24 protein-coding genes are annotated in these 17,453 nt (G+C 71.3%); 6 read left to right on the top strand and 18 right to left on the bottom strand.

What is annotated here, in order from left to right:
* Positions 1-22: 22 nt before the first annotated feature.
* The 10 genes from SPOPO_RS0107490 to SPOPO_RS0107535 all read right to left on the bottom strand — a co-directional run bounded on the left by SPOPO_RS0107490 (position 23) and on the right by SPOPO_RS0107535 (position 5,881).
* Positions 23-568: a hypothetical protein gene (locus SPOPO_RS0107490; protein ID WP_019874173.1), complete on the bottom strand. Its 546-nt coding sequence runs from the start codon at positions 566-568 to the stop codon at positions 23-25.
* Positions 565-939 carry a hypothetical protein gene (locus tag SPOPO_RS0107495; RefSeq protein ID WP_019874174.1) on the bottom strand — a complete coding sequence of 125 codons (375 nt, stop codon included), beginning with the start codon at positions 937-939 and terminating at the stop codon, positions 565-567. The genes SPOPO_RS0107490 and SPOPO_RS0107495 overlap by 4 nt, the downstream gene beginning before the upstream one ends.
* Positions 932-1,285, bottom strand: coding sequence for a hypothetical protein (locus tag SPOPO_RS28310; protein WP_019874175.1), 354 nt, complete (start codon positions 1,283-1,285; stop codon positions 932-934). The genes SPOPO_RS0107495 and SPOPO_RS28310 overlap by 8 nt, the downstream gene beginning before the upstream one ends.
* A complete protein-coding gene (locus SPOPO_RS0107505; RefSeq protein WP_019874176.1) occupies positions 1,282-1,662 on the bottom strand; it encodes a hypothetical protein in 381 nt (126 codons plus the stop codon). Before SPOPO_RS0107505 ends, SPOPO_RS28310 begins: the two co-directional genes overlap by 4 nt.
* Entirely contained in the window at positions 1,659-1,910 is a 252-nt protein-coding gene (locus SPOPO_RS0107510) for a hypothetical protein (RefSeq protein WP_019874177.1), read from the bottom strand. Before SPOPO_RS0107510 ends, SPOPO_RS0107505 begins: the two co-directional genes overlap by 4 nt.
* A gap of 170 nt (positions 1,911-2,080) precedes the next feature.
* Entirely contained in the window at positions 2,081-2,377 is a 297-nt protein-coding gene (locus SPOPO_RS0107515) for a hypothetical protein (protein ID WP_156869674.1), read from the bottom strand.
* A gap of 138 nt (positions 2,378-2,515) precedes the next feature.
* The gene (locus SPOPO_RS0107520) at positions 2,516-4,048 is read right to left on the bottom strand and encodes a recombinase family protein (protein ID WP_019874179.1); all 1,533 of its coding nucleotides are present in this window, start codon (positions 4,046-4,048) and stop codon (positions 2,516-2,518) included.
* Positions 4,038-4,433, bottom strand: coding sequence for a nitroreductase family protein (locus SPOPO_RS28315; RefSeq protein WP_084670923.1), 396 nt, complete (start codon positions 4,431-4,433; stop codon positions 4,038-4,040). Before SPOPO_RS28315 ends, SPOPO_RS0107520 begins: the two co-directional genes overlap by 11 nt.
* A gap of 64 nt (positions 4,434-4,497) precedes the next feature.
* Entirely contained in the window at positions 4,498-5,265 is a 768-nt protein-coding gene (locus tag SPOPO_RS0107530) for a pirin family protein (protein WP_019874181.1), read from the bottom strand.
* Positions 5,266-5,329: 64 nt separating this feature from the next.
* Positions 5,330-5,881, bottom strand: coding sequence for a YceI family protein (locus tag SPOPO_RS0107535; RefSeq protein ID WP_019874182.1), 552 nt, complete (start codon positions 5,879-5,881; stop codon positions 5,330-5,332).
* A gap of 92 nt (positions 5,882-5,973) precedes the next feature.
* Between SPOPO_RS0107535 and SPOPO_RS0107540 the strand changes: the two genes are divergently transcribed.
* From SPOPO_RS0107540 to SPOPO_RS32515, 3 genes are all read left to right on the top strand, one after another.
* A complete protein-coding gene (locus SPOPO_RS0107540) occupies positions 5,974-6,522 on the top strand; it encodes a MarR family winged helix-turn-helix transcriptional regulator (RefSeq protein WP_019874183.1) in 549 nt (182 codons plus the stop codon).
* A gap of 10 nt (positions 6,523-6,532) precedes the next feature.
* Entirely contained in the window at positions 6,533-6,832 is a 300-nt protein-coding gene (locus tag SPOPO_RS0107545; protein ID WP_019874184.1) for a type II toxin-antitoxin system VapB family antitoxin, read from the top strand.
* A gap of 163 nt (positions 6,833-6,995) precedes the next feature.
* Positions 6,996-7,538, top strand: a complete 543-nt coding sequence (locus SPOPO_RS32515) for a LytR C-terminal domain-containing protein (RefSeq protein WP_019874185.1) — start codon at positions 6,996-6,998, stop codon at positions 7,536-7,538.
* A gap of 231 nt (positions 7,539-7,769) precedes the next feature.
* On the opposite strand, the gene bldC is transcribed toward SPOPO_RS32515, so the two are convergent.
* Positions 7,770-7,985 (bottom strand): developmental transcriptional regulator BldC, encoded by a 216-nt coding sequence (gene bldC, locus SPOPO_RS0107555; RefSeq protein WP_019874186.1) that lies wholly within the window; start codon positions 7,983-7,985, stop codon positions 7,770-7,772.
* A 479-nt stretch (positions 7,986-8,464) separates the two neighbouring features.
* Here bldC and SPOPO_RS0107560 point away from each other — a divergent pair, with 479 nt between their 5' ends.
* Both SPOPO_RS0107560 and SPOPO_RS0107565 read left to right on the top strand, forming a co-directional pair.
* The gene (locus SPOPO_RS0107560) at positions 8,465-9,544 is read left to right on the top strand and encodes a Glu/Leu/Phe/Val dehydrogenase dimerization domain-containing protein (protein WP_019874187.1); all 1,080 of its coding nucleotides are present in this window, start codon (positions 8,465-8,467) and stop codon (positions 9,542-9,544) included.
* Positions 9,545-9,656: 112 nt separating this feature from the next.
* Complete coding sequence (locus tag SPOPO_RS0107565) at positions 9,657-9,854, top strand: DUF3073 domain-containing protein (RefSeq protein ID WP_019874188.1); 198 nt, start codon at positions 9,657-9,659, stop codon at positions 9,852-9,854.
* A gap of 39 nt (positions 9,855-9,893) precedes the next feature.
* Here the strand turns inward: SPOPO_RS0107565 and purM are convergent, their stop codons facing one another.
* From purM to SPOPO_RS28325, 3 genes are read right to left on the bottom strand one after another with little or no spacing between them, the layout of a single operon-like run.
* Positions 9,894-10,973: a phosphoribosylformylglycinamidine cyclo-ligase gene (purM, locus tag SPOPO_RS0107570; protein ID WP_028984587.1), complete on the bottom strand. Its 1,080-nt coding sequence runs from the start codon at positions 10,971-10,973 to the stop codon at positions 9,894-9,896.
* 11 nt (positions 10,974-10,984) lie between these two features.
* Positions 10,985-12,508, bottom strand: a complete 1,524-nt coding sequence (gene purF, locus SPOPO_RS0107575) for an amidophosphoribosyltransferase (RefSeq protein ID WP_019874190.1) — start codon at positions 12,506-12,508, stop codon at positions 10,985-10,987.
* A 10-nt stretch (positions 12,509-12,518) separates the two neighbouring features.
* On the bottom strand, positions 12,519-13,349 hold the full coding sequence (locus tag SPOPO_RS28325) for an alpha/beta hydrolase (protein ID WP_019874191.1): 831 nt from the start codon (positions 13,347-13,349) through the stop codon (positions 12,519-12,521).
* 73 nt (positions 13,350-13,422) lie between these two features.
* Between SPOPO_RS28325 and SPOPO_RS0107585 the strand changes: the two genes are divergently transcribed.
* Positions 13,423-13,812, top strand: coding sequence for a hypothetical protein (locus tag SPOPO_RS0107585; protein WP_019874192.1), 390 nt, complete (start codon positions 13,423-13,425; stop codon positions 13,810-13,812).
* A 23-nt stretch (positions 13,813-13,835) separates the two neighbouring features.
* Here the strand turns inward: SPOPO_RS0107585 and SPOPO_RS0107590 are convergent, their stop codons facing one another.
* From SPOPO_RS0107590 to purS, 4 genes are read right to left on the bottom strand one after another with little or no spacing between them, the layout of a single operon-like run.
* Positions 13,836-14,189 (bottom strand): sterol carrier family protein, encoded by a 354-nt coding sequence (locus SPOPO_RS0107590; protein WP_028984588.1) that lies wholly within the window; start codon positions 14,187-14,189, stop codon positions 13,836-13,838.
* A 13-nt stretch (positions 14,190-14,202) separates the two neighbouring features.
* Positions 14,203-16,452 (bottom strand): phosphoribosylformylglycinamidine synthase subunit PurL, encoded by a 2,250-nt coding sequence (gene purL / locus SPOPO_RS0107595; RefSeq protein ID WP_019874194.1) that lies wholly within the window; start codon positions 16,450-16,452, stop codon positions 14,203-14,205.
* The gene (gene purQ / locus SPOPO_RS0107600; protein WP_019874195.1) at positions 16,449-17,147 is read right to left on the bottom strand and encodes a phosphoribosylformylglycinamidine synthase subunit PurQ; all 699 of its coding nucleotides are present in this window, start codon (positions 17,145-17,147) and stop codon (positions 16,449-16,451) included. Before purQ ends, purL begins: the two co-directional genes overlap by 4 nt.
* Positions 17,144-17,389 carry a phosphoribosylformylglycinamidine synthase subunit PurS gene (gene purS / locus SPOPO_RS0107605; RefSeq protein ID WP_028984589.1) on the bottom strand — a complete coding sequence of 82 codons (246 nt, stop codon included), beginning with the start codon at positions 17,387-17,389 and terminating at the stop codon, positions 17,144-17,146. The genes purQ and purS overlap by 4 nt, the downstream gene beginning before the upstream one ends.
* Positions 17,390-17,453 lie beyond the last annotated feature (64 nt).

Raw genomic sequence — 17,453 nt, forward strand, 5'->3', positions numbered from 1 at the left:
CGGGTCGGTTGGGCCTACTCCCCTAGGTGCGCGGTCTTCCGCTCGCGTCGCACCGGACGGTGGGGACCTTGGTCGCCGTCGGTGGACGGTGGCCCGGCGCGGTGCGGTCGTGGCGCGGGTCGATGCCTCCGTCGATGAGCACCAGGTGCCCGTCCTCGTCGAGGCCCATGTTCTCCGGGCTCTCCTCGCCCGCCCAACTCTCCCGCAGCGCCAGCAGCTCGCCCGGGTCAGCGGTGCCCTCGGTCAACGGGGCGTAGGGCTTCATCGCCATGACCTTCTGGGTGGGGTACGGCCACCAGTCCGGGCACCACGGCTTGTCCGCGTGGCGGGTGAACGTGGCCACCTCGTGGTCGAACGTCTCCGTCCTGTCGTCGGTGTGCGCCTTGTACGCGACGCCGTCCGGGCCGAGGAACGCGACGCGGGCTCCCTTGCCGAGGAAGGTCCACGTCTCGCCCTCGTGCTCCATGGTCGTCGCGTGGTTCGGGTGGTCGGGTGGCAGGTCCGGGAACCTTCTCGCGACGGCTCGGGCCTTCCGGGCGTTCGCCTCGGATCCCAGCGGGGTCTTCACTTCTCGGCCTGGATCTCGGCGCGCCGCTCGGCGAGGGACTTCTGCCGCCCGTGCTTCGGGCCGATGGGGACGTCCTCGTAAGGGTCGCCGTGGGTCTGGAAACGCTTCTCGTGCGTCGAGCAGTAGCGGCGGTGGCGGGGCAGGTCGCAGGACTCCAGCTCGCAGTCCTGTCCCTCGATTGTGGCGCGTGGCCGCCAGGTCCGGCCCTCTCTCTCGGCCCGCTCCTTGGCCGCCTTCTGGGCGGCGGCCTTCTGGGCTGCCGCGCGGCACGGCCTGCACTGTCGCTCGCCGTTCGCCTTCGGGAACACGTTCGCGGGGTCGGTGAGGTCGTGCAGTCCCTTGCCGCACGTCGTCCACTTCGTCTTAGGCACTGCGCGCCTCCCACTCCTCGTACCGGCGGGAGCCCGGGATGGCCGGGCCCCTCTTCGCGTTGCAGCTCGCGCACACCACCTCGACCATGGCCAGCGTGATCGGCCGGCGGTTCAGGCGGGCGTGGTGCGCGGCGGGCGTGTGGTCCGTCGTCAGGTTGGCCTTGGTCCCGCAGTCCTGGCAGAACGGCTGTAGGCGGCGGGCGCGCTTCGAGAGGTTCCGCCAGGCCCGGCCGTACTGCGTCTCGTCCCGCTCCCTCGCGCGCGTAGCTCGTGGGTGCTCCGGGCAGCGGGTCTGCGGGCTGGGTACCCCGCAGATTCCGCACGGGACCAGGACGCCGGGGATCATGCGAGGTGCGCCCGGATGTGGGCGTCGATGGTCGCCTCGATGGCGTCGTCGTACTCGTGCGAGTCGCGGAGCCAGTCGTGCTGGCCCCCTTCCGCCTGCTCGAAAATTGCTTGGTCCACGGCCCTGCCGCCGTGCTCCCCGCCCCACGCCATCCACCCGATCCAGGTGTCCCCGTCGTCCCTCACTGACGTGCCGTGGCGGCCCGACGCGGCGAGCGCTCCGCTGTCGCGGTGGATCTTCGACTGGGCGTCGGCGAACGCTCCCGTCATGACGGCGTCCAGCGCTGCTCGGAGGGCTGGCGTGATGACCTTCGCGTCCCGCTCGGCCTGGCGGATCGCGGCTCGGGTGGAGTGGCGGTTGTCCTGGCGGAGTGTCACGGGGTCTCCCCCGCCCGCGTGCCGTCCCGGTCGGCCTCGGCGATGGCCAGGAACCAGTTGTCGATGGTCGCCGTGGCCCGCTCCCGGCTGCCCACGCCGTGCTCCAGCATCGCGGCCGCGAGGCTCACCGTCTGCGCGAACAGCTCCGGGGTCGGCGGGTTCTCGCGCATCAGGATCGAGAGCACCTCCGGGTCCCGGTCGATGCTGCCCCGCAGGAAGGCCAGCGCCAGCAGGCGGTCCCGGTTCACGCGCCCGCCCTGGTCGGGCGGCTGGCGCGGTGGTCGCTGTTCGGCACGGTGTCCTCCTAGGGGTTCTCCCGTCACGTACGCCCTCCTCGCGCCCTCGCGGCGTGGGATGCCGAAAGGGAGAACGGGGGAGCCCTCCACCGCGCGACACGTGCGTTGCACGTGCGTGACCCTCAGCCGGGTTCGCGTCGGTGGACTGACCGGGATGCCGATGAGGTGTCCGGGGTCGCCCTCCACCCTCCGGTATCGGCCTCAGGTGCGTTTGTCCTCGGCGGCCGTGGCCTGTGCGACGGTGGCGGCGGCTCGGGCACCCTCGTCGGGTCGGCTCGGTGCGCCCACAGCAGCTGCTTGTAGGTGATCGTGTTGGCCGCCTCGACCATGTCCGCCCAGTAGTCCGGCGTCGAGCCGAAGGCCCTGATCGCCTCCCACAGCAGGGCGCCGAACTCCAGGAGGATGGCGTCGTCGTCCATCTCCGGACGGCCGAGGTCCGAGGCCAGCAGCGGTCGCCTGGCCGCCCGCTCCGTGTCCTGTGAGCTAGTGCTCAGGTAGGGCGTGGTCGACGGACCTTCCTGTAGCAACGCTTGCCCCTCGGGTCGTGTCGTCGGGCGCTACACCGCCTCGTCGTGCTCCCAACCCATGTACTGCTGGCCCGTCGGCAAGTAGACGGTCACCCGGTCCTCGACCGGCACCCGCGTCGAGCTGCCCGCGTCGAGCTTCTGCACGACGATCTTCGGGAACAGCGTCTTGACGATGCTGCGCTGCTGGTCCAGCGGGAGCGCGTCGAACTTCTGTCCGACCTCCTTGCGGGCTGCCGCCGCGTCGGTCAGCGAGACCCTCTTGACCCTCACCCGCTCGCTCAACATCGCCGCGAACGCGTTGTCGGCCTGGGCCTGGTCGAGCTTCTCCTGCGTGGCGTCGATCAGGAGGTTCAGCGGCTTGTTCAGCCTGCGCAGGTCCTCGGCGTTGATCGTGCGGTCGCGGAGCAGCGACACGTTCTCGTCGCGCTCCTGCTTCAGCCGGCCGAGTTCCTCGCGGAGGCTCATCGCCCGCTCCAGGTTCCGCGACGCCGGGGCGAGCGTCTGCACGTCCGTGAACGTCAGCCGGTAGACGGCCATGTCCCGGAGCAGCTTGTCGAGCGGCTCGCGGCGGACGGCGGCGGCGCAGCCCTTGCCGGTGCACCGGTACTGCGCCGAGCGCGTTCCGGTCTCCCGGTCCGGCCGCTTGGTCGGGTTGATGCCCGCGTTCAGCTTGTGGCCGTTCGAGCACGTGGCGAGGCCCGACAGCAGCCTGCTCGGTGGTCGGTGGGCGCGCTTGTTCGCGGTGGCGATGGCCACGCACCGCCGCCACTCGTCCTCGGTGCAGACGGCCTCGGTCTGGGCGGTCGCGCCCTCCACGATCTGCCGTCCGGCGCCGGGCTTCTCCGGGTCGATGCGGCGGTCGACCAGTCCGGCGTTCCTCGCCCGGATCAGCACCTTCTTGACCGCGTCCTGCGACCACTCGACCGTCTTGCCGGTCTTGGATGCTGTCTGACGCTGGCGATGCGACAGCGCGCCGCGCTCGTTCCACTCGCGGGCGATGGCGGACAGTGAGCCGCCAGCCAGGTACTCCTGGATTCCCCAGCGCAGTGCCTCGGTCTGGGCGGGGTTCTCCCAGCCGAACGGCGGCGGACCGCCGAGGCTCTTGCCCTCCAGGATGGCCCGTTCGTTGCGCAGCGTGTGCCGCTCCGACTTCCTCTCGGACTCGGCCTCCGCGACGGCCGCGAGGATCGTGGCGACCAGCTTCCCGGCCGACGTGCTCAGGTCGAACGCGCCGGACTCGCAGGTGTGGAGCTGCGCGCCGGTCCGCCGGGCGATGACGATGAAGTCGAGCATGTCCTGCGTGGACCGCAGGAAGCGGTCCATGTGCAGCGTCAGGACGACGTCGATCTCGCCCTCTTCGAGCGCCTTCCACAGCTCATCGCGTTTCGGGAGTTCGCCGCTGTACGCGCTCCCGGTCTCGTCGTAGATGGTGACGACCTTGAAGTCCGCCGACTTGGCGAGGCTGCGGCACCGCGAGAGCTGGCGCTCCGGCTTGGCGCGGTCGTCGTTGCGGTTCTGCGAGACGCGGATGTAGATCGCTGCTCGGAGCTGCTCAGTTGTCATGCCTAAAGCTACTGCAACCCTGCCCGGTGTCGTAGACGGCCCACGGGGCCGTGCTCGCCGGCGCTGTGTCGGCGACGGCCACGATCAGCAGCGAGGCCCGCGGGGCCCAGGCCTGGTTGCCCGGGTGAAGCAGGTCGACGATCGCGTCGAAGGTCCCCTCACCCCGGCGGCCGACCAGGAAGCGCCACGGCTGGGCGTTCGCGGCCGAGGGCGCCCAGCGGGCGGCCTCGAGCAGCGTGTGCAGGTCGGCGTCGGAGACCCGGTGCGCGGGGTCGAACCCGCGCGGGCTCCAGCGCCCGGCGAGCAACGGATGCAGTTGGGCCGGCGTGTCCGCCTGCCGGGCCGGCAGGGGCGCGCGCACGGCGGTGAGAGGTGTTGCAGGCATGGCTGTCCCCCAGCAATGACGAATCGTCAGAAAATTCGGCCGGCCGCGGGAGCGCGGCCTTGACTCAGCTCGCCAGCGTGGCGTGCATCTCCCAGACGAGGATCTCGGCCGGCTCCGTCCCGGCGGTGACGCGCTGCCCGCCGGTGGCGGTGAAGCGCACTGCGTCGCCGGGGGCGAGCACCCCGGCGCCCTCGAGCTCGACCGAGCCGCGGGGCACGAACAGGTGCAGGTACGGAGCCTCGGGCAGCGTCACGCTCTGCCCGGGTGCGAGCCGGGCGGCGTGCAGCGCGGCGTAGCGGTTGCGGATCCGGATCGCCGCGGCGTCGGCGTGCTGCGGCATGCCGGACGCCACCGGGATCAGTCCGCCGGAGAGCAGCTCACCGTCGATCTCGAGCTGCTCGTACCCCGGGTCCACGCCGTTCTCGTCGGGCACGACCCACATCTGCACGAAGTGGACCGGCTCGTCGTGCTGCTCGCCGCCCAGGCGCCACGAGTCGTTCTTCTCCGAGTGCAGGATTCCGGTTCCCGCACTCATCCGCTGCGCCAGCCCGGGGTAGATGACCCCGGAGTGGCCGGTCGAGTCCTGGTGGACCAGCGATCCGGTCAGGACCCAGGTGACGATCTCCATGTCCCGGTGGGGGTGCGTCTCGAACCCCATCCCCGGCGTCACGATGTCGTCGTTGTTCACCAGCAGCAGGCCGTGGTGGACGTTGTTCGGGTCCCAGTGGTGGCCGAACGAGAAGGAGTGCTTCGAGTCCAGCCAGCCGATGTCGGTCTTCGCGCGGTCCTCCGCGCGCCGGACCTCGAGCTTCGGCTGCAGCAGCGTGCTCATGGAGCTCATCCTCCCTCGTTGCGTTCGGAACCGGTGTCGGTGTTCCCGGAGCGTGTCGGTGCGGTCAGGCGTTCTTGACGGCGGAGACGTCGAACTCGAGCGTGATCTTCTCGGAGACCAGGACGCCGCCGGTGTCCAGCGCGGCGTTCCAGGCGATACCCCAGTCCTTGCGGTTGAGAACGGTCTTGCCCTCGAAGCCGACGCGGGTGTTGCCGAACGGGTCGACGGCGGTGCCGGTGTACTCGAAGTCCACGCTCACCGGCTTGGTGGTGCCCTTGATGGTGAGGTCGCCGGTCAGGCGGTACTGGTCGTCACCGAGCGACTCGGCCGACGTGGAGACGAAGGTGATCTCCGGGTAGGTCGCGACCTCGAAGAAGTCGTTGGTGCGCAGGTGCTCGTCGCGCTGGTCGTTGCCGGTGTCGATGCTGGCGACCTGGATCGTCAGCTGCGCGGAGCTGCGGGTCGGGTCCTCGGCGTCCAGGTGGGCGGTGCCGGAGAACTCGGTGAAGGCGCCGCGGACCTTGGTCACCATCGCGTGCCGGGCCACGAAGCCGAGGCGGGTGTGCGTGGTGTCGAGGGTGTAGTCGCCGGTCAGCTGAGAAACGGTGGTGGTCACGGGAAGCTCCTGTCGGACGATTTGGTTGATGTATCAACGACTCTAGGAGTAAGTCGATGACGTGTCAACTACCGCCGTGGCAGAATGATTCCGTGACCCAGCCCACTGCCGACGAGACCCGCTGGCTCACCGACCGTGAGCAGGTGGCCTGGCGCGCGATGCTCGCGATGTGGACCCGGCTGAACGCCCAGCTGGCCCGTGAGATGGCGGCCGACTCCGACCTGTCGATGGCCGACTTCTCGGTCCTGGTCGCCCTCACCGACACCTGCGCCGGGCGCACCCGCGCCTTCTCCCTCGCCGAGGCCCTGCAGTGGGAGAAGAGCCGCCTGTCCCACCAGCTCGCCCGGATGGAGAAGCGCGGCCTGATCGAGCGGACCGAGTGCGCCGAGGACGGTCGCGGCCAGATCGTCGGCGTCACGGCCGCCGGCCGGCGCGCGATCGAGGCGGCCGCCCCGGCCCACGTCGCCGCGGTCCGCCGGCTCTTCCTCGACGCCCTGACCCCGGATCAGCTCGAGTCCCTCACCGAGATCGCGCGGGTTGCCCTGCTCCGGCTCGACGGGACCGTCGAGATCCCCGGCCTGCCCCAGGCGTGCGGCGAGGCTGCGAACGGTTCCCACGATCCGCACGGGGAGCGCGTATAAGGTCGAGCGCGTGATTTTCAAGCGCGTCGGTGAGGGTCGTCCCTATCCCGACCACGGCACCAGCCAGCGGGCGTGGTCAGTCGTCCCCCCGCGTGCCGTGCGTCTCGACCAGCTGGTCACGACCAAGAGTCAGCTCGACCTGGCCACCCTGCTCTCCGAGGACTCGACGTTCTACGGCGATTTGTTCGCTCACGTCGTGGAATGGCGCGGCGAGCTCTTCCTGGAGGACGGGCTGCACCGCGCGGTCCGCGCCGCGCTGCGGCAGCGCACCGTCGTCCATGCCCGGATCCTCGAGCTCGCCGACGACTGACGCTCCGTTCGGGTGATCTCGATTTCATGACTCCCCGATGTGGGGGCAACGGTTGACCTAGCCTGGGCCAAGGCGCTGGTCAGGCCGCCCGTCCGGGCCGGATGATCAGTACCGCGGGGGCGGGTTTCACCCCCGCTCGGGGACGTCAGGTCAGGGGAGAACCGTGAACGTGTTTCGACCGCCGGGGAGCAGCAGTGTTCCGCGGTTCCGGCCGGTCAACACCCGCAAGCGCGTGCGGAACGTGTCGATCGTGCTCGCGACCTGCACCGTGCTCGGCATCGGGGCCTGGACCTTCGGCGTGAACCCGAACGGCGACTGGCGGACCAAGTGCGATCGCGAGGAGTACGTCGCCCCGCGGCCCGACCCGGTCACCGTCAACGTCTACAACGGCACCGGCCTGGGCGGCCTCGCGGTCACCATCAAGAGCCAGCTGGAGGAGAAGGGCTTCCAGATCGGCGAGGTCGACAACGACCCGCTCGGTCGGAAGATCCGCGGCACCGGTGAGGTCCGCTACGGCGACGCCGCCGAGACGACCAACATCATCCGCGCGCTGCGCTCCTGGCAGCCCGGCATGGTGCTCGTGAAGGACCGCCGGCCGGGCCCGGAGGTCGACTTCGTGATGGGCCAGAAGTTCGATTCGCTGCTCGAGACGCCCGCCCCGCCGCCGGACACACCCAAGGCGGCCTGCAAGTCCGACAGCGAGTAACACCCGTACCACTGGGGGTGTCACCCTTTCTGGCGCCAGAAAGGGTGACACCCCCAGTGGGTTTAACGCTGAAGGCCCGGTAACTCCGTCACTCGGACGGGTTCCGGGCCTTCGGCCGTTCGGCTGAATTCTGTTGTCGACCTCGAAGTCGCGGCGGCGACTACCGGTGGTCTGCGGCGGGGCGGTGTCGGGGAGGGACCAACACCGCTCGCCGCGGCGCGTCGGTGGTGCTCAGTTGTCCAGGCGGCTGGACTGCTGGGGGATGGTTCCCTGCAGCAGCTGGCGAACCTCGGACTCGCGGTAACGGCGGTGCCCGCCGAGCGTGCGGATCGAGGTGAGCTTGCCGGCCTTGGCCCAACGCGTGACCGTCTTCGGGTCGACGCGGAACATGGTGGCCACCTCAGCCGGCGTGAGCAGGGCCTCGGTCTCCGGGGTACGTGCATTCATGGCGGGCTCCTCCTAGTCGAGCGGCCTTGGTGCCGTCTCGTACAACGATGGTGCCCTAGGGGCCGGATGTCCGTAATGGTCCTACCGGATCATTTTGGAGCAAGCCGACCGGCCAGGGACCAGGTCAACCGAACGGACGATGCCTTTTCCGATCGTCGGCACGCCTTCTGCAGCCCTATCCGGTAGGACCCGGCCTGCGCGCTGATGTGCCTGATCAGAGATTACCTTTGGTATGTCGCTGGTCAACCAGCATGGCCGTAGTCGGGACCACTCACCAACGAATGGTCAATTATTTCTTTTGCGCCATCCGGTGGAGACAACGCGGGCAGGGGCTGAACAAGCCGTCCAAATCGCCGCGCCCGAGGTGCGCGGACCGGCCGCCGCATTCACCGCTCCGGCCGTACCCTGAACGGCGCAAAGGTGCCGCACAGGAGGTTCCGGCCGTGAAGAGAACTCCGAGCTCGGGATCGGGCACGGGGTTGTTCGGCGGGCTGGGACATCCGGACACGGCGCACGAGCAGGTCGTTTTCTGCCAGGACCCGGACAGCGGCCTGGCCGCGATTCTCGCGATCTACTCCACCGCGCTCGGCCCCGCCCTCGGCGGGACGCGGTTCTTCCCGTACCCGAGCACCGAGGCCGCCCTGGCCGACGTCCTGAACCTCTCCCGGGCGATGGCGTACAAGAACGCGCTCGCCGGCCTGGACCACGGCGGCGGCAAGGCCGTCATCCTCGGTGACCCGACCCGCGACAAGTCCGAGGCGCTGCTCCGCGCGTACGGGCGGTTCGTGGCCTCCCTCGGCGGCCGGTACGTCACGGCCTGCGACGTGGGGACGTATCCGGCGGACATGGACCTGGTCGCGCGGGAGTGCCGGTTCGCGACCGGCCGCTCCCCCGAGCACGGCGGGGCCGGCGACTCCTCGATCCTCACCGCCTGGGGCGTCTACCAGGCGATGCGCGCCTGCGCCGAGCACGCCTGGGGCGACCCGACCCTCGGCGGCCGGCGGGTCGGCATCGCCGGCGTCGGCAAGGTCGGGCGGCACCTGGTCGACCACCTGGCGGCCGAGGGCGCGGACATCCTGGTCACGGACGTGTCCGGCGCCGCGCTGGCCCGTGTCCAGGCCGACCACCCCGAGGTCCGCATCGTCGCCGACGCCGCCACGCTGATCCGCTCCGACCTCGACGTCTACGCGCCCTGCGCGCTCGGCGGGGCACTGAACGACGAGACCGTTCCGGCCCTGACCGCCCGCGTCGTCTGCGGCGGGGCGAACAACCAGCTCGCGCACCCCGGCGCCGAGAAGGCCCTGCAGGACCGCGGAATCCTCTACGCCCCGGACTACCTGGTCAACGCGGGCGGTGTCATCCAGGTCGCGGACGAGCTCGAAGGCTTCTCGTTCGAGCGGGCGAAGGCCCGGGCCAGTGCGATCTACGACACGACGAAGCGGGTCTTCGCGCTGGCCGAGGCCGAGGGCGTGCCGCCGGCGGTGGCCGCGGACCGCCTGGCCGAGGCGCGGATGCGGTCCGTCGGACGCCTGCGGGGGATCCTGCTTCCGGGGACGTGACCGGGTCGCCGTGTCGCTCGGCGGTTCCACCAGGTACCGTGGGGACCAGAACTGAGCCAAAGAACTGACGCGCCGCACGGGGCCTTTGCCCCTGCACAGAGGGGGTCGAGCCATGGGGCGCGGCCGAGCCAAGGCCAAGCAGACGAAGGTCGCCCGCGAGCTGAAGTACAGCACCGGCGGGACGGACCTCGAGCGGCTGCGTGCCGAACTCGTGGGCAGCGGCAATGCCCGGGAGAACGACGCTGTCGCGGACGACGAGGACGACCCCTACGCCGCGTACGTCGACCCGGACGAGGACGACGACCGCTAGGTCTGCGCCACTTCTCCGCGAGCCGTCGCGCTAGCCGTCCTAGGACGCGTGCGACCCGTGCAGGGTCGCCCGACCCGTCCCGGACGTGATCTCGCCGAGCACCCACGCCGGGAGCCCGCGCGCCGACAGGCGGGTGAGGACGGCGTCGGCGTCGCCCGGCGCGACGACCGCGACCATGCCGACGCCCATGTTCAGCGTGCGCTCCAGCTCGAGCTGGGCGACGTCGCCGAGCTCGCCGATCAGGCCGAAGACCGCCGGCGGGGTCCAGGTCGTGCGATCGAGCGTGGCGTCGACGTCCGCCGGGAGCACCCGCTCCAGGTTCGCCGCGAGCCCGCCGCCGGTGACGTGGCAGAGCGCGTGGACCTCGAGCTTCGGGCCCGCGTCGGAGCCCCGGAGCAGGTCCAGGCAGTCGAGCGAGTAGATCCGGGTCGGTTCGAGCAGCTCCTCGCCGAGGGTCCGGCCGAGCTCCGGAACCTCGCGGAGGATGTCCCAGCCGGCGGTCGCGAAGAAGACGTGACGCGCGAGCGAGTAGCCGTTGGAGTGCAGGCCGGACGCGGCCATGGCGATCACGACGTCCCCGGCGCGGACGCGGTCGGCGCCGATCAGGTCCGGCTCGTCGACGACACCGGTGCCGGCGCCCGCGATGTCGTACTCGTCGGGGCCGAGCAGACCGGGGTGCTCCGCGGTCTCGCCGCCGACCAGCGCACAGCCGGCGCGGCGGCAGCCCTCGGCGATGCCGGAGACGATCGCGGCGATCCGCTCCGGGACGACCTTGCCGCAGGCGATGTAGTCGGTCAGAAACAGCGGCTCGGCGCCGCAGACGACGAGGTCGTCCATGACCATCGCGACCAGGTCGATGCCCACCGTGTCGTGGACGTCCATCCGCTGCGCGATCGCGACCTTGGTGCCGACGCCGTCGGTGGCGCTCGCGAGCAGCGGGGCCGTCATGTTCTTGAGCGCGTCGGCCCGGAACAGGCCGGCGAACCCGCCGAGCCCGCCGAAGACCTCGGGCCGGCCGGCGCGGGCCACGGAGGCCTTCATCAGCTCGACGGCCTTGTCCCCGGCCTCGATGTCGACACCGGCCGCCGCGTACGTGGCGCCCCCGGTCCGCTCGCTCACGGGTGCCTCGCTCACGGGTTGGACGTCGTCGTGATGCTGTGCGTCGGCGTCTGGATGGCCGGAGTGGAGGTCTCCAGCACGTGCTTGCCGAGCAGTTCGGGGTCCGGCAGCTCGACCGGGTACTGGCCGGTGAAGCAGGCCGAGCACAGGCGCTCCGGCGCGATGGTGGTCGCGGCGTAGAGCCCGTCGAGGGAGATGTAGGCGAGCGAGTCGGCGCCGACCGAGGCGCAGATCTCGTCGGTCGAGAGCCCGTTGGCGATCAGCTCGGCGCGAGTGGCGAAGTCGATGCCGTAGAAGCACGGCCACTTCACCGGCGGGGACGAGATGCGGATGTGCACCTCGCGGGCGCCGGCCTCGCGCAGCATCCGCACCAGCGCGCGCTGGGTGTTGCCGCGGACGATCGAGTCGTCGACGACGACGAGGCGCTTGCCCTCGATGACCTCGCGCAGCGGGTTGAGCTTGAGCCGGATACCGAGCTGACGGATCGTCTGCGACGGCTGGATGAACGTGCGGCCGACGTAGGAGTTCTTCACGAGCCCCTGGCCGTAGGGGATGCCGCTCTCCTGCGCGAAGCCGATCGCGGCCGGCGTCCCGGACTCGGGCGTCGCGATCACCAGGTCGGCCTCGACCGGGGCCTCCCGGGCCAGCTGACGGCCCATCTCGAGGCGGGCGGCGTTGACGTTGCGGCCGGCGATCTCGGTGTCGGGCCGGGCCAGGTAGACGTACTCGAAGACGCAGCCCTTGGGGTCGGCCTCGGCGAAGCGCCGGGTGCGCAGGCCGGCTTCGTCGATCGCGATCAGCTCGCCGGGCTCGATCTCGCGGACCCGCGCGGCGCCGACGATGTCGAGCGCGGCGGTCTCGGACGCGACGACCCAGCCGCGCTCGAGGCGACCGAGCACGAGCGGGCGGATGCCCTGCGGGTCGCGCGCGGCGTAGAGCGTCGACTCGTCCATGAACACGAACGAGAACGCGCCGCGCAGCTGCGGCAGCAGGTCCATCGCCGCGGCCTCGAGCGACCGGCTCGGGTGCGAGGCCAGTAGCTCGGTGACGAGGTCGGTGTCCGACGATGCGGCCTGGCCGCCCTGGCGGCGGACGCGCTCGCGGTCGAGGTTGCACTGGTTCGCGACCAGCTCGGCGAGGTCACCGGTGTTGGTGAGGTTGCCGTTGTGCGCGACGGCGGCCGAGCCCGTGGGCGTCGAGCGGAACGTCGGCTGGGCGTTCTCCCACGTGGGCGAGCCGGTCGTGGAGTAGCGGGTGTGGCCGATCGCGATGTGGCCGAGCAGCGAGTTCAGCGTCGACTCGTCGAAGACCTGGGGCACGAGCCCCATGTCCTTGTAGACGACCACCGACTGTCCGTCGCCCACCGCGATGCCGGCCGACTCCTGGCCGCGGTGCTGGAGGGCGTAGAGACCGAAGTAGGTGAGCTTCGCCACCTCTTCGCCGGGGGCCCAGACGCCGAAGACACCGCACGCGTCCTGCGGGCCTTTTTCGAAGGGGTCAAGATCGGTCGAGAGCTTGCCGTCGCCTCGGGGCACGTACGTGATTCTAGGTGCCCGGACCCACCAGGTCGGACGTGGCTTGCAGCACGTGCGGCCACGCTCCCGATCCGGGCGTCACGAGCGTGAAGTGGTCCTCCCACTCGAGGACCCGCAGCTCGGTCGCATCGCCGGCCTCGCGGGCGGCCGCGGCGTACACCGCGCCGCAGTCGACCGGGACGTGCTCGTCGAGCCCGCCGTGCAGGCAGATCGTCGGGACGCCGGTCGGCACCAGCCGCGCCGGGTCCGCCACGGCGTACCGGCCGTCGGGGTCGTCCTCGGGCGCGGCGCCGAGGAACGCCTCGACCGCGCCGTCCCCGAGCCCGGCGGCGACGGCCCACTCCAGGTGCGCGACGCCGGCGAGGCACAGGACGCCGCGGACCGGCGGCGGGGTGGCGCGGTGCCCGGGCGCGTCCGCGGGCAGGCGGTGCCGGCTCGCCGCCCAGAGCGCGAGGTGCCCGCCGGCGGAGTGGCCCATCAGCACGACTCGCTCCGCGTCGACGAGGCCGGGCTCCAGCTCGGTGAGCAGCTCGGGCAGGGCGTCGAGCGCCGCGGCGACGTCGAGCAGCGTCTCCGGGTAGCCGCCGCCCCCGCCGACGCGGCGGTACTCGATCGCGGCGACGACGTAGCCGCGTCCGGCCAGAGCCGCGCACTGCGGTGCCGTGTGGCCACGGTCGTACTGCTCGCGCCAGAACCCGCCGTGGATCACGACGACCAGGGGACGGCCACTCGCGGCCGGCGGCGCGAGGACCTCGACGACATGGTCGCGGTGCCGGCCGTAGCGCACCTGCTCGTGCCGCAGCCCGTCCGCGGCGGCGGCGGACCGAAACTCCGGATGCATGCCGCGGAGCCTCCCACGGCAGCCGGGTGCATCCCATTGACTGTGTTTCGTGTCGGCCGTTGCACTACGGGCCATGCGCACCCCTCTGCTCGCCGGCTGTCTCGTCACGGCCGTGCTCGGCGCCACGGTGGTCGGCCTCGTGGCGGCGCCGGCGTCCGCCGCGACCCGCGGCCGCATCACGCTCTGCGTCACCGGCGGCGGCCCGCTCGGCGTCTTCGCCGACGGCCCCGACCTCCGCACCGCGACGCTGACGAACACGTGCAAGAAGTTCGGCGTCCGTCCCGGCCAGTACTACGTCGGGATCCAGGGCTACGCGGTCCCGGACAACTGCTCCTCCAACGGCGCGACCGTCCGCCGCGGCAAGTACAGCTACCGCGCCCCCGAGACCCTCTTCACCACCGTCGAGCCCGGCCGGACCACGAAGGTCACCTTCGCTCTCGACTGCTCCCTCCCGGCCCGCTGACCCCGCTCGGCCGGAACGGAGCGTCAGAGGAGGGCGGAGATGTCCGCGCGGTCGCCGCTGGCGGACAGGGCGCCGGAGTCGAGGGCCTCGGCCCAGGAGAGGCGCTTGGTGACGAGGGCGAGCCAGGTCGCGGGGTCGGTCTCGACGACGTTCGGCGGGGTGCCGCGGCGGTGCCGGATGCCCGGGATGCACTGGACGGCCCCGACCGGCGGGACACGGACCTCGACGGCGGAACCGGGGTGCCGCTCCGCGAGCTCGGCGAGGGTGTGCCGGACCGCCGTGGTGACGACCTCGCGCGCGACGCCGTCGGGGTCGGCCTCCCAGGCGGCGAGAGCGGCCCGGCCCTCGGCCGGGTCCACGCGTCGACGCGGGGGCATGACCGGGCGGAGCTCAGGCCAGCGCAGCCGGCAGCGTGGCGGTGGAGGCCTCGCGCAGGTCCGACAGCGCGATCTCGATGTCCGCGTTGATGCGCAGCGAGCCCCCGCCGACGGTGCCGATCTCCGTCACCGTGACGCCGTGCATCTCGGCGAACGCCTCGACGGCGTAACGGTGCGGGGCGGGCACGGAGACGATCGCGCGGGCGGCGGACTCGCTGAACAGCGCGAGAAAGGCGTCGAGGCCCGTCGGGAGCTCGACGCGCGCGCCGATCCCGTTGGCGAGGCAGCACTCGACCAGACCCTGCGCGAGCCCGCCCTCGGAGAGGTCGTGCGCGGAGGAGAACACGCCCTGCTCGGCGCCCTCCACCAGCACGGCGGCGAGGGAACGCTCGGCCTCGAGGTCGACCATCGGCGGGGTGCCGCCGAGGTGGCCGTGGACGACGTGCGCCCACTCCGACCCGTCGAGCTCCTCGCGGGTGTCACCGAGCAGCAGGACCGTGTCGCCCTCGTTCGCGAAGCCCATCGGCACGCGGGTGCGCACGTCGCGCAGGACGCCGAGCACACCGACGACCGGCGTCGGGAGGATCGCGGTCTCGCCGGTCTGGTTGTAGAACGAGACGTTGCCACCGGTGACCGGGACCTCGAGCTCGAGGCAGCCGTCGGCCAGGCCGCGGACGGCCTCGGCGAACTGCCACATGACGCCCGGGTCCTCGGGTGAGCCGAAGTTCAGGCAGTCGGTGACCGCGAGCGGTCGCGCGCCCTTAGCGGCGACGTTGCGGAACGCCTCGGCCAGCGCGAGCTGCGCGCCCGCGTACGGGTCGAGCCGCGCGAACCGGCCGTTGCAGTCGGTGGAGACCGCGACGCCGAGACCGGACTCCTCGTCGACGCGCACGACACCCGCGTCGTCGGGCATCGCGAGCACGGTGTTGCCGAGGACGTAGCGGTCGTACTGCGAGGTGATCCAGCTCTTGTCACAGAGGTTCGGCGAACCGGCGAGGCGCAGGATCGTCGCGCGCAGCTCGGCGGCCGTCGCCGGCCGCGGCAGACGTGACGCCGTGTCAGCCTGCAGCGCGTCCTGGTCCGCCGGACGCTCGTAGGGCCGCTCGTAGACCGGGCCCTCGTGGGCGACGGTCCGCGGCGGGACGTCGACGACGATCTCGCCGCGCCACTCGACGGTGAGCCGGCCGGAGTCGTTGACCTCGCCGATCACGACGGCCTCGACGTCCCACTTCGAGCAGATCTCCAGGAAGGCGTCGACCTTGCCCGGCTCGACGATCGCGCACATGCGCTCCTGCGACTCGCTCATGAGGATCTCCTCGGGAGCGAGCGTCGAGTCACGCAGCGGGACGCGGTCGAGGACGACGTGCATGCCGCCGGCGCCGGCCGAGGACAGCTCGGTCGTCGCGCAGGACAACCCGGCGCCGCCGAGGTCCTGGATGCCGACGACGAGGTCGGCGGCGAAGATCTCCAGGCAGCACTCGATGAGCACCTTCTCGGCGAACGGGTCGCCGACCTGGACGCTCGGACGCTTCGACGGGCCCTCAGCGTCGAACGTCTCCGACGCCAGGACGCTGACGCCGCCGATGCCGTCGCCGCCGGTGCGGGCGCCGAACAGGATCACCTGGTTGCCGGGGCCGGAGGCCTTGGCGAGCTTGATGTCGTCGTGCTTCATGACGCCGACGCAGAGGGCGTTGACGAGCGGGTTGCCGAGGTAGGTCGGGTCGAAGACGACCTCGCCGCCGATGTTCGGCAGACCGAGACAGTTGCCGTAGCCGCCGATGCCGGCGACGACGCCGGGCAGGACGCGGCGGGTGTCCTCGGCCTCGAGCGGACCGAAGCGCAGGGGATCCATGACCGCGACCGGGCGGGCGCCCATCGTCAGGATGTCGCGCACGATGCCGCCGATGCCGGTGGCCGCGCCCTGGTAGGGCTCGACGTAGCTCGGGTGGTTGTGCGACTCGACCTTGAACGTGACCGCGTAGCCGTCACCGATGTCGACGACGCCGGCGTTCTCGCCCATGCCGACCATCAGCACGTCGGTCTGCGGGGCCTTCTCTCCGAACTGCCGCAGGTGCACCTTCGAGGACTTGTAGGAGCAGTGCTCGCTCCACATCACCGAGTACATCGCCAGCTCGCAGCTGGTCGGCCGACGGCCGAGGATCTCGCGGATCCGGGCGTACTCGTCGGCCTTGAGACCGAGGTCCGCGAAGGGCTGCTCGACCTCAGGGGTGGTCTCGGCGGCCTTGACGGTGTCCAGGCTCACGCGGAGCTCCCGGACATCGCCGGGGTCAGCAGGCTGTTCAGCAGCGAGGTGAACAGCACGAGGCCGTCGACGCTCGGGCCGGTGAGGGTCTCGATGGCGTGCTCCGGGTGCGGCATCAGGCCGACGACGTTGCCGGCCTCGTTGCGGATGCCGGCGATGTCGTTGCGCGACCCGTTCGGGTTGCCGTTGATGTAGCGGAAGACGATGCGGTCGAGGGTCTCGAGCCACTCCAGCGTCTCGGGGTCGGCGATGTAACCACCCTCGCCGTTCTTCACCGGGACGAGGATTTCCTGACCCATCCTCAGATCACGGGTCCACGGGGTGTCGACGTTCTCGACGCGCAGCCACTGGTCGCGGCAGACGAAGTGCTGGTTGTCGTTGCGGACCAGCGCGCCCGGCAGCAGGTGCGACTCGCAGAGAACCTGGAAGCCGTTGCAGATCCCGAGGACCGGCAGACCCTTGTTCGCCGCGGCGATGATCGACTCCATCACCGGCGAGAACCGCGCGATCGCGCCGCAGCGGAGGTAGTCGCCGTAGGAGAACCCACCGGGGAGCACGACGCCGTCGACGCCCTGCAGGTCGGTGTCCCGGTGCCAGAGCCGGACGGGCTCGGCGCCGGCGGCGCGGACGGCGCGCGCCGCGTCCCCGTCGTCCAGCGAGCCGGGGAACGTGACGACGCCGACGCGCGCGGTCATGACTCCACCCGGACCGTGTACTCCTCGATCACCGTGTTGGCGAGGAGGGTTTCGGCCATCTGCTCGACCTTGGCGAGGGCGGCCTCGTCGAGCTCACCGTCCACCTCGACCTCGAAACGCTTGCCCTGCCGGACGCCGGACACCGTCTCGAACCCCATCCGGCCCAGGGCTTTCTGGATCGCCTGGCCCTGCGGGTCGAGAATCTCCGGCTTCGGCATGACGTCGACCACAACGCGGGCCACGAACGCTCCTCAAAGTTCCTGCGGAAGGATGGGTTCAGGCTACCTGTCCGGCGGAAACGAGGAT

Origin of the sequence: Sporichthya polymorpha DSM 43042, assembly GCF_000384115.1 — a bacterium.
In the GTDB taxonomy this organism is placed as follows: domain Bacteria; phylum Actinomycetota; class Actinomycetes; order Sporichthyales; family Sporichthyaceae; genus Sporichthya; species Sporichthya polymorpha.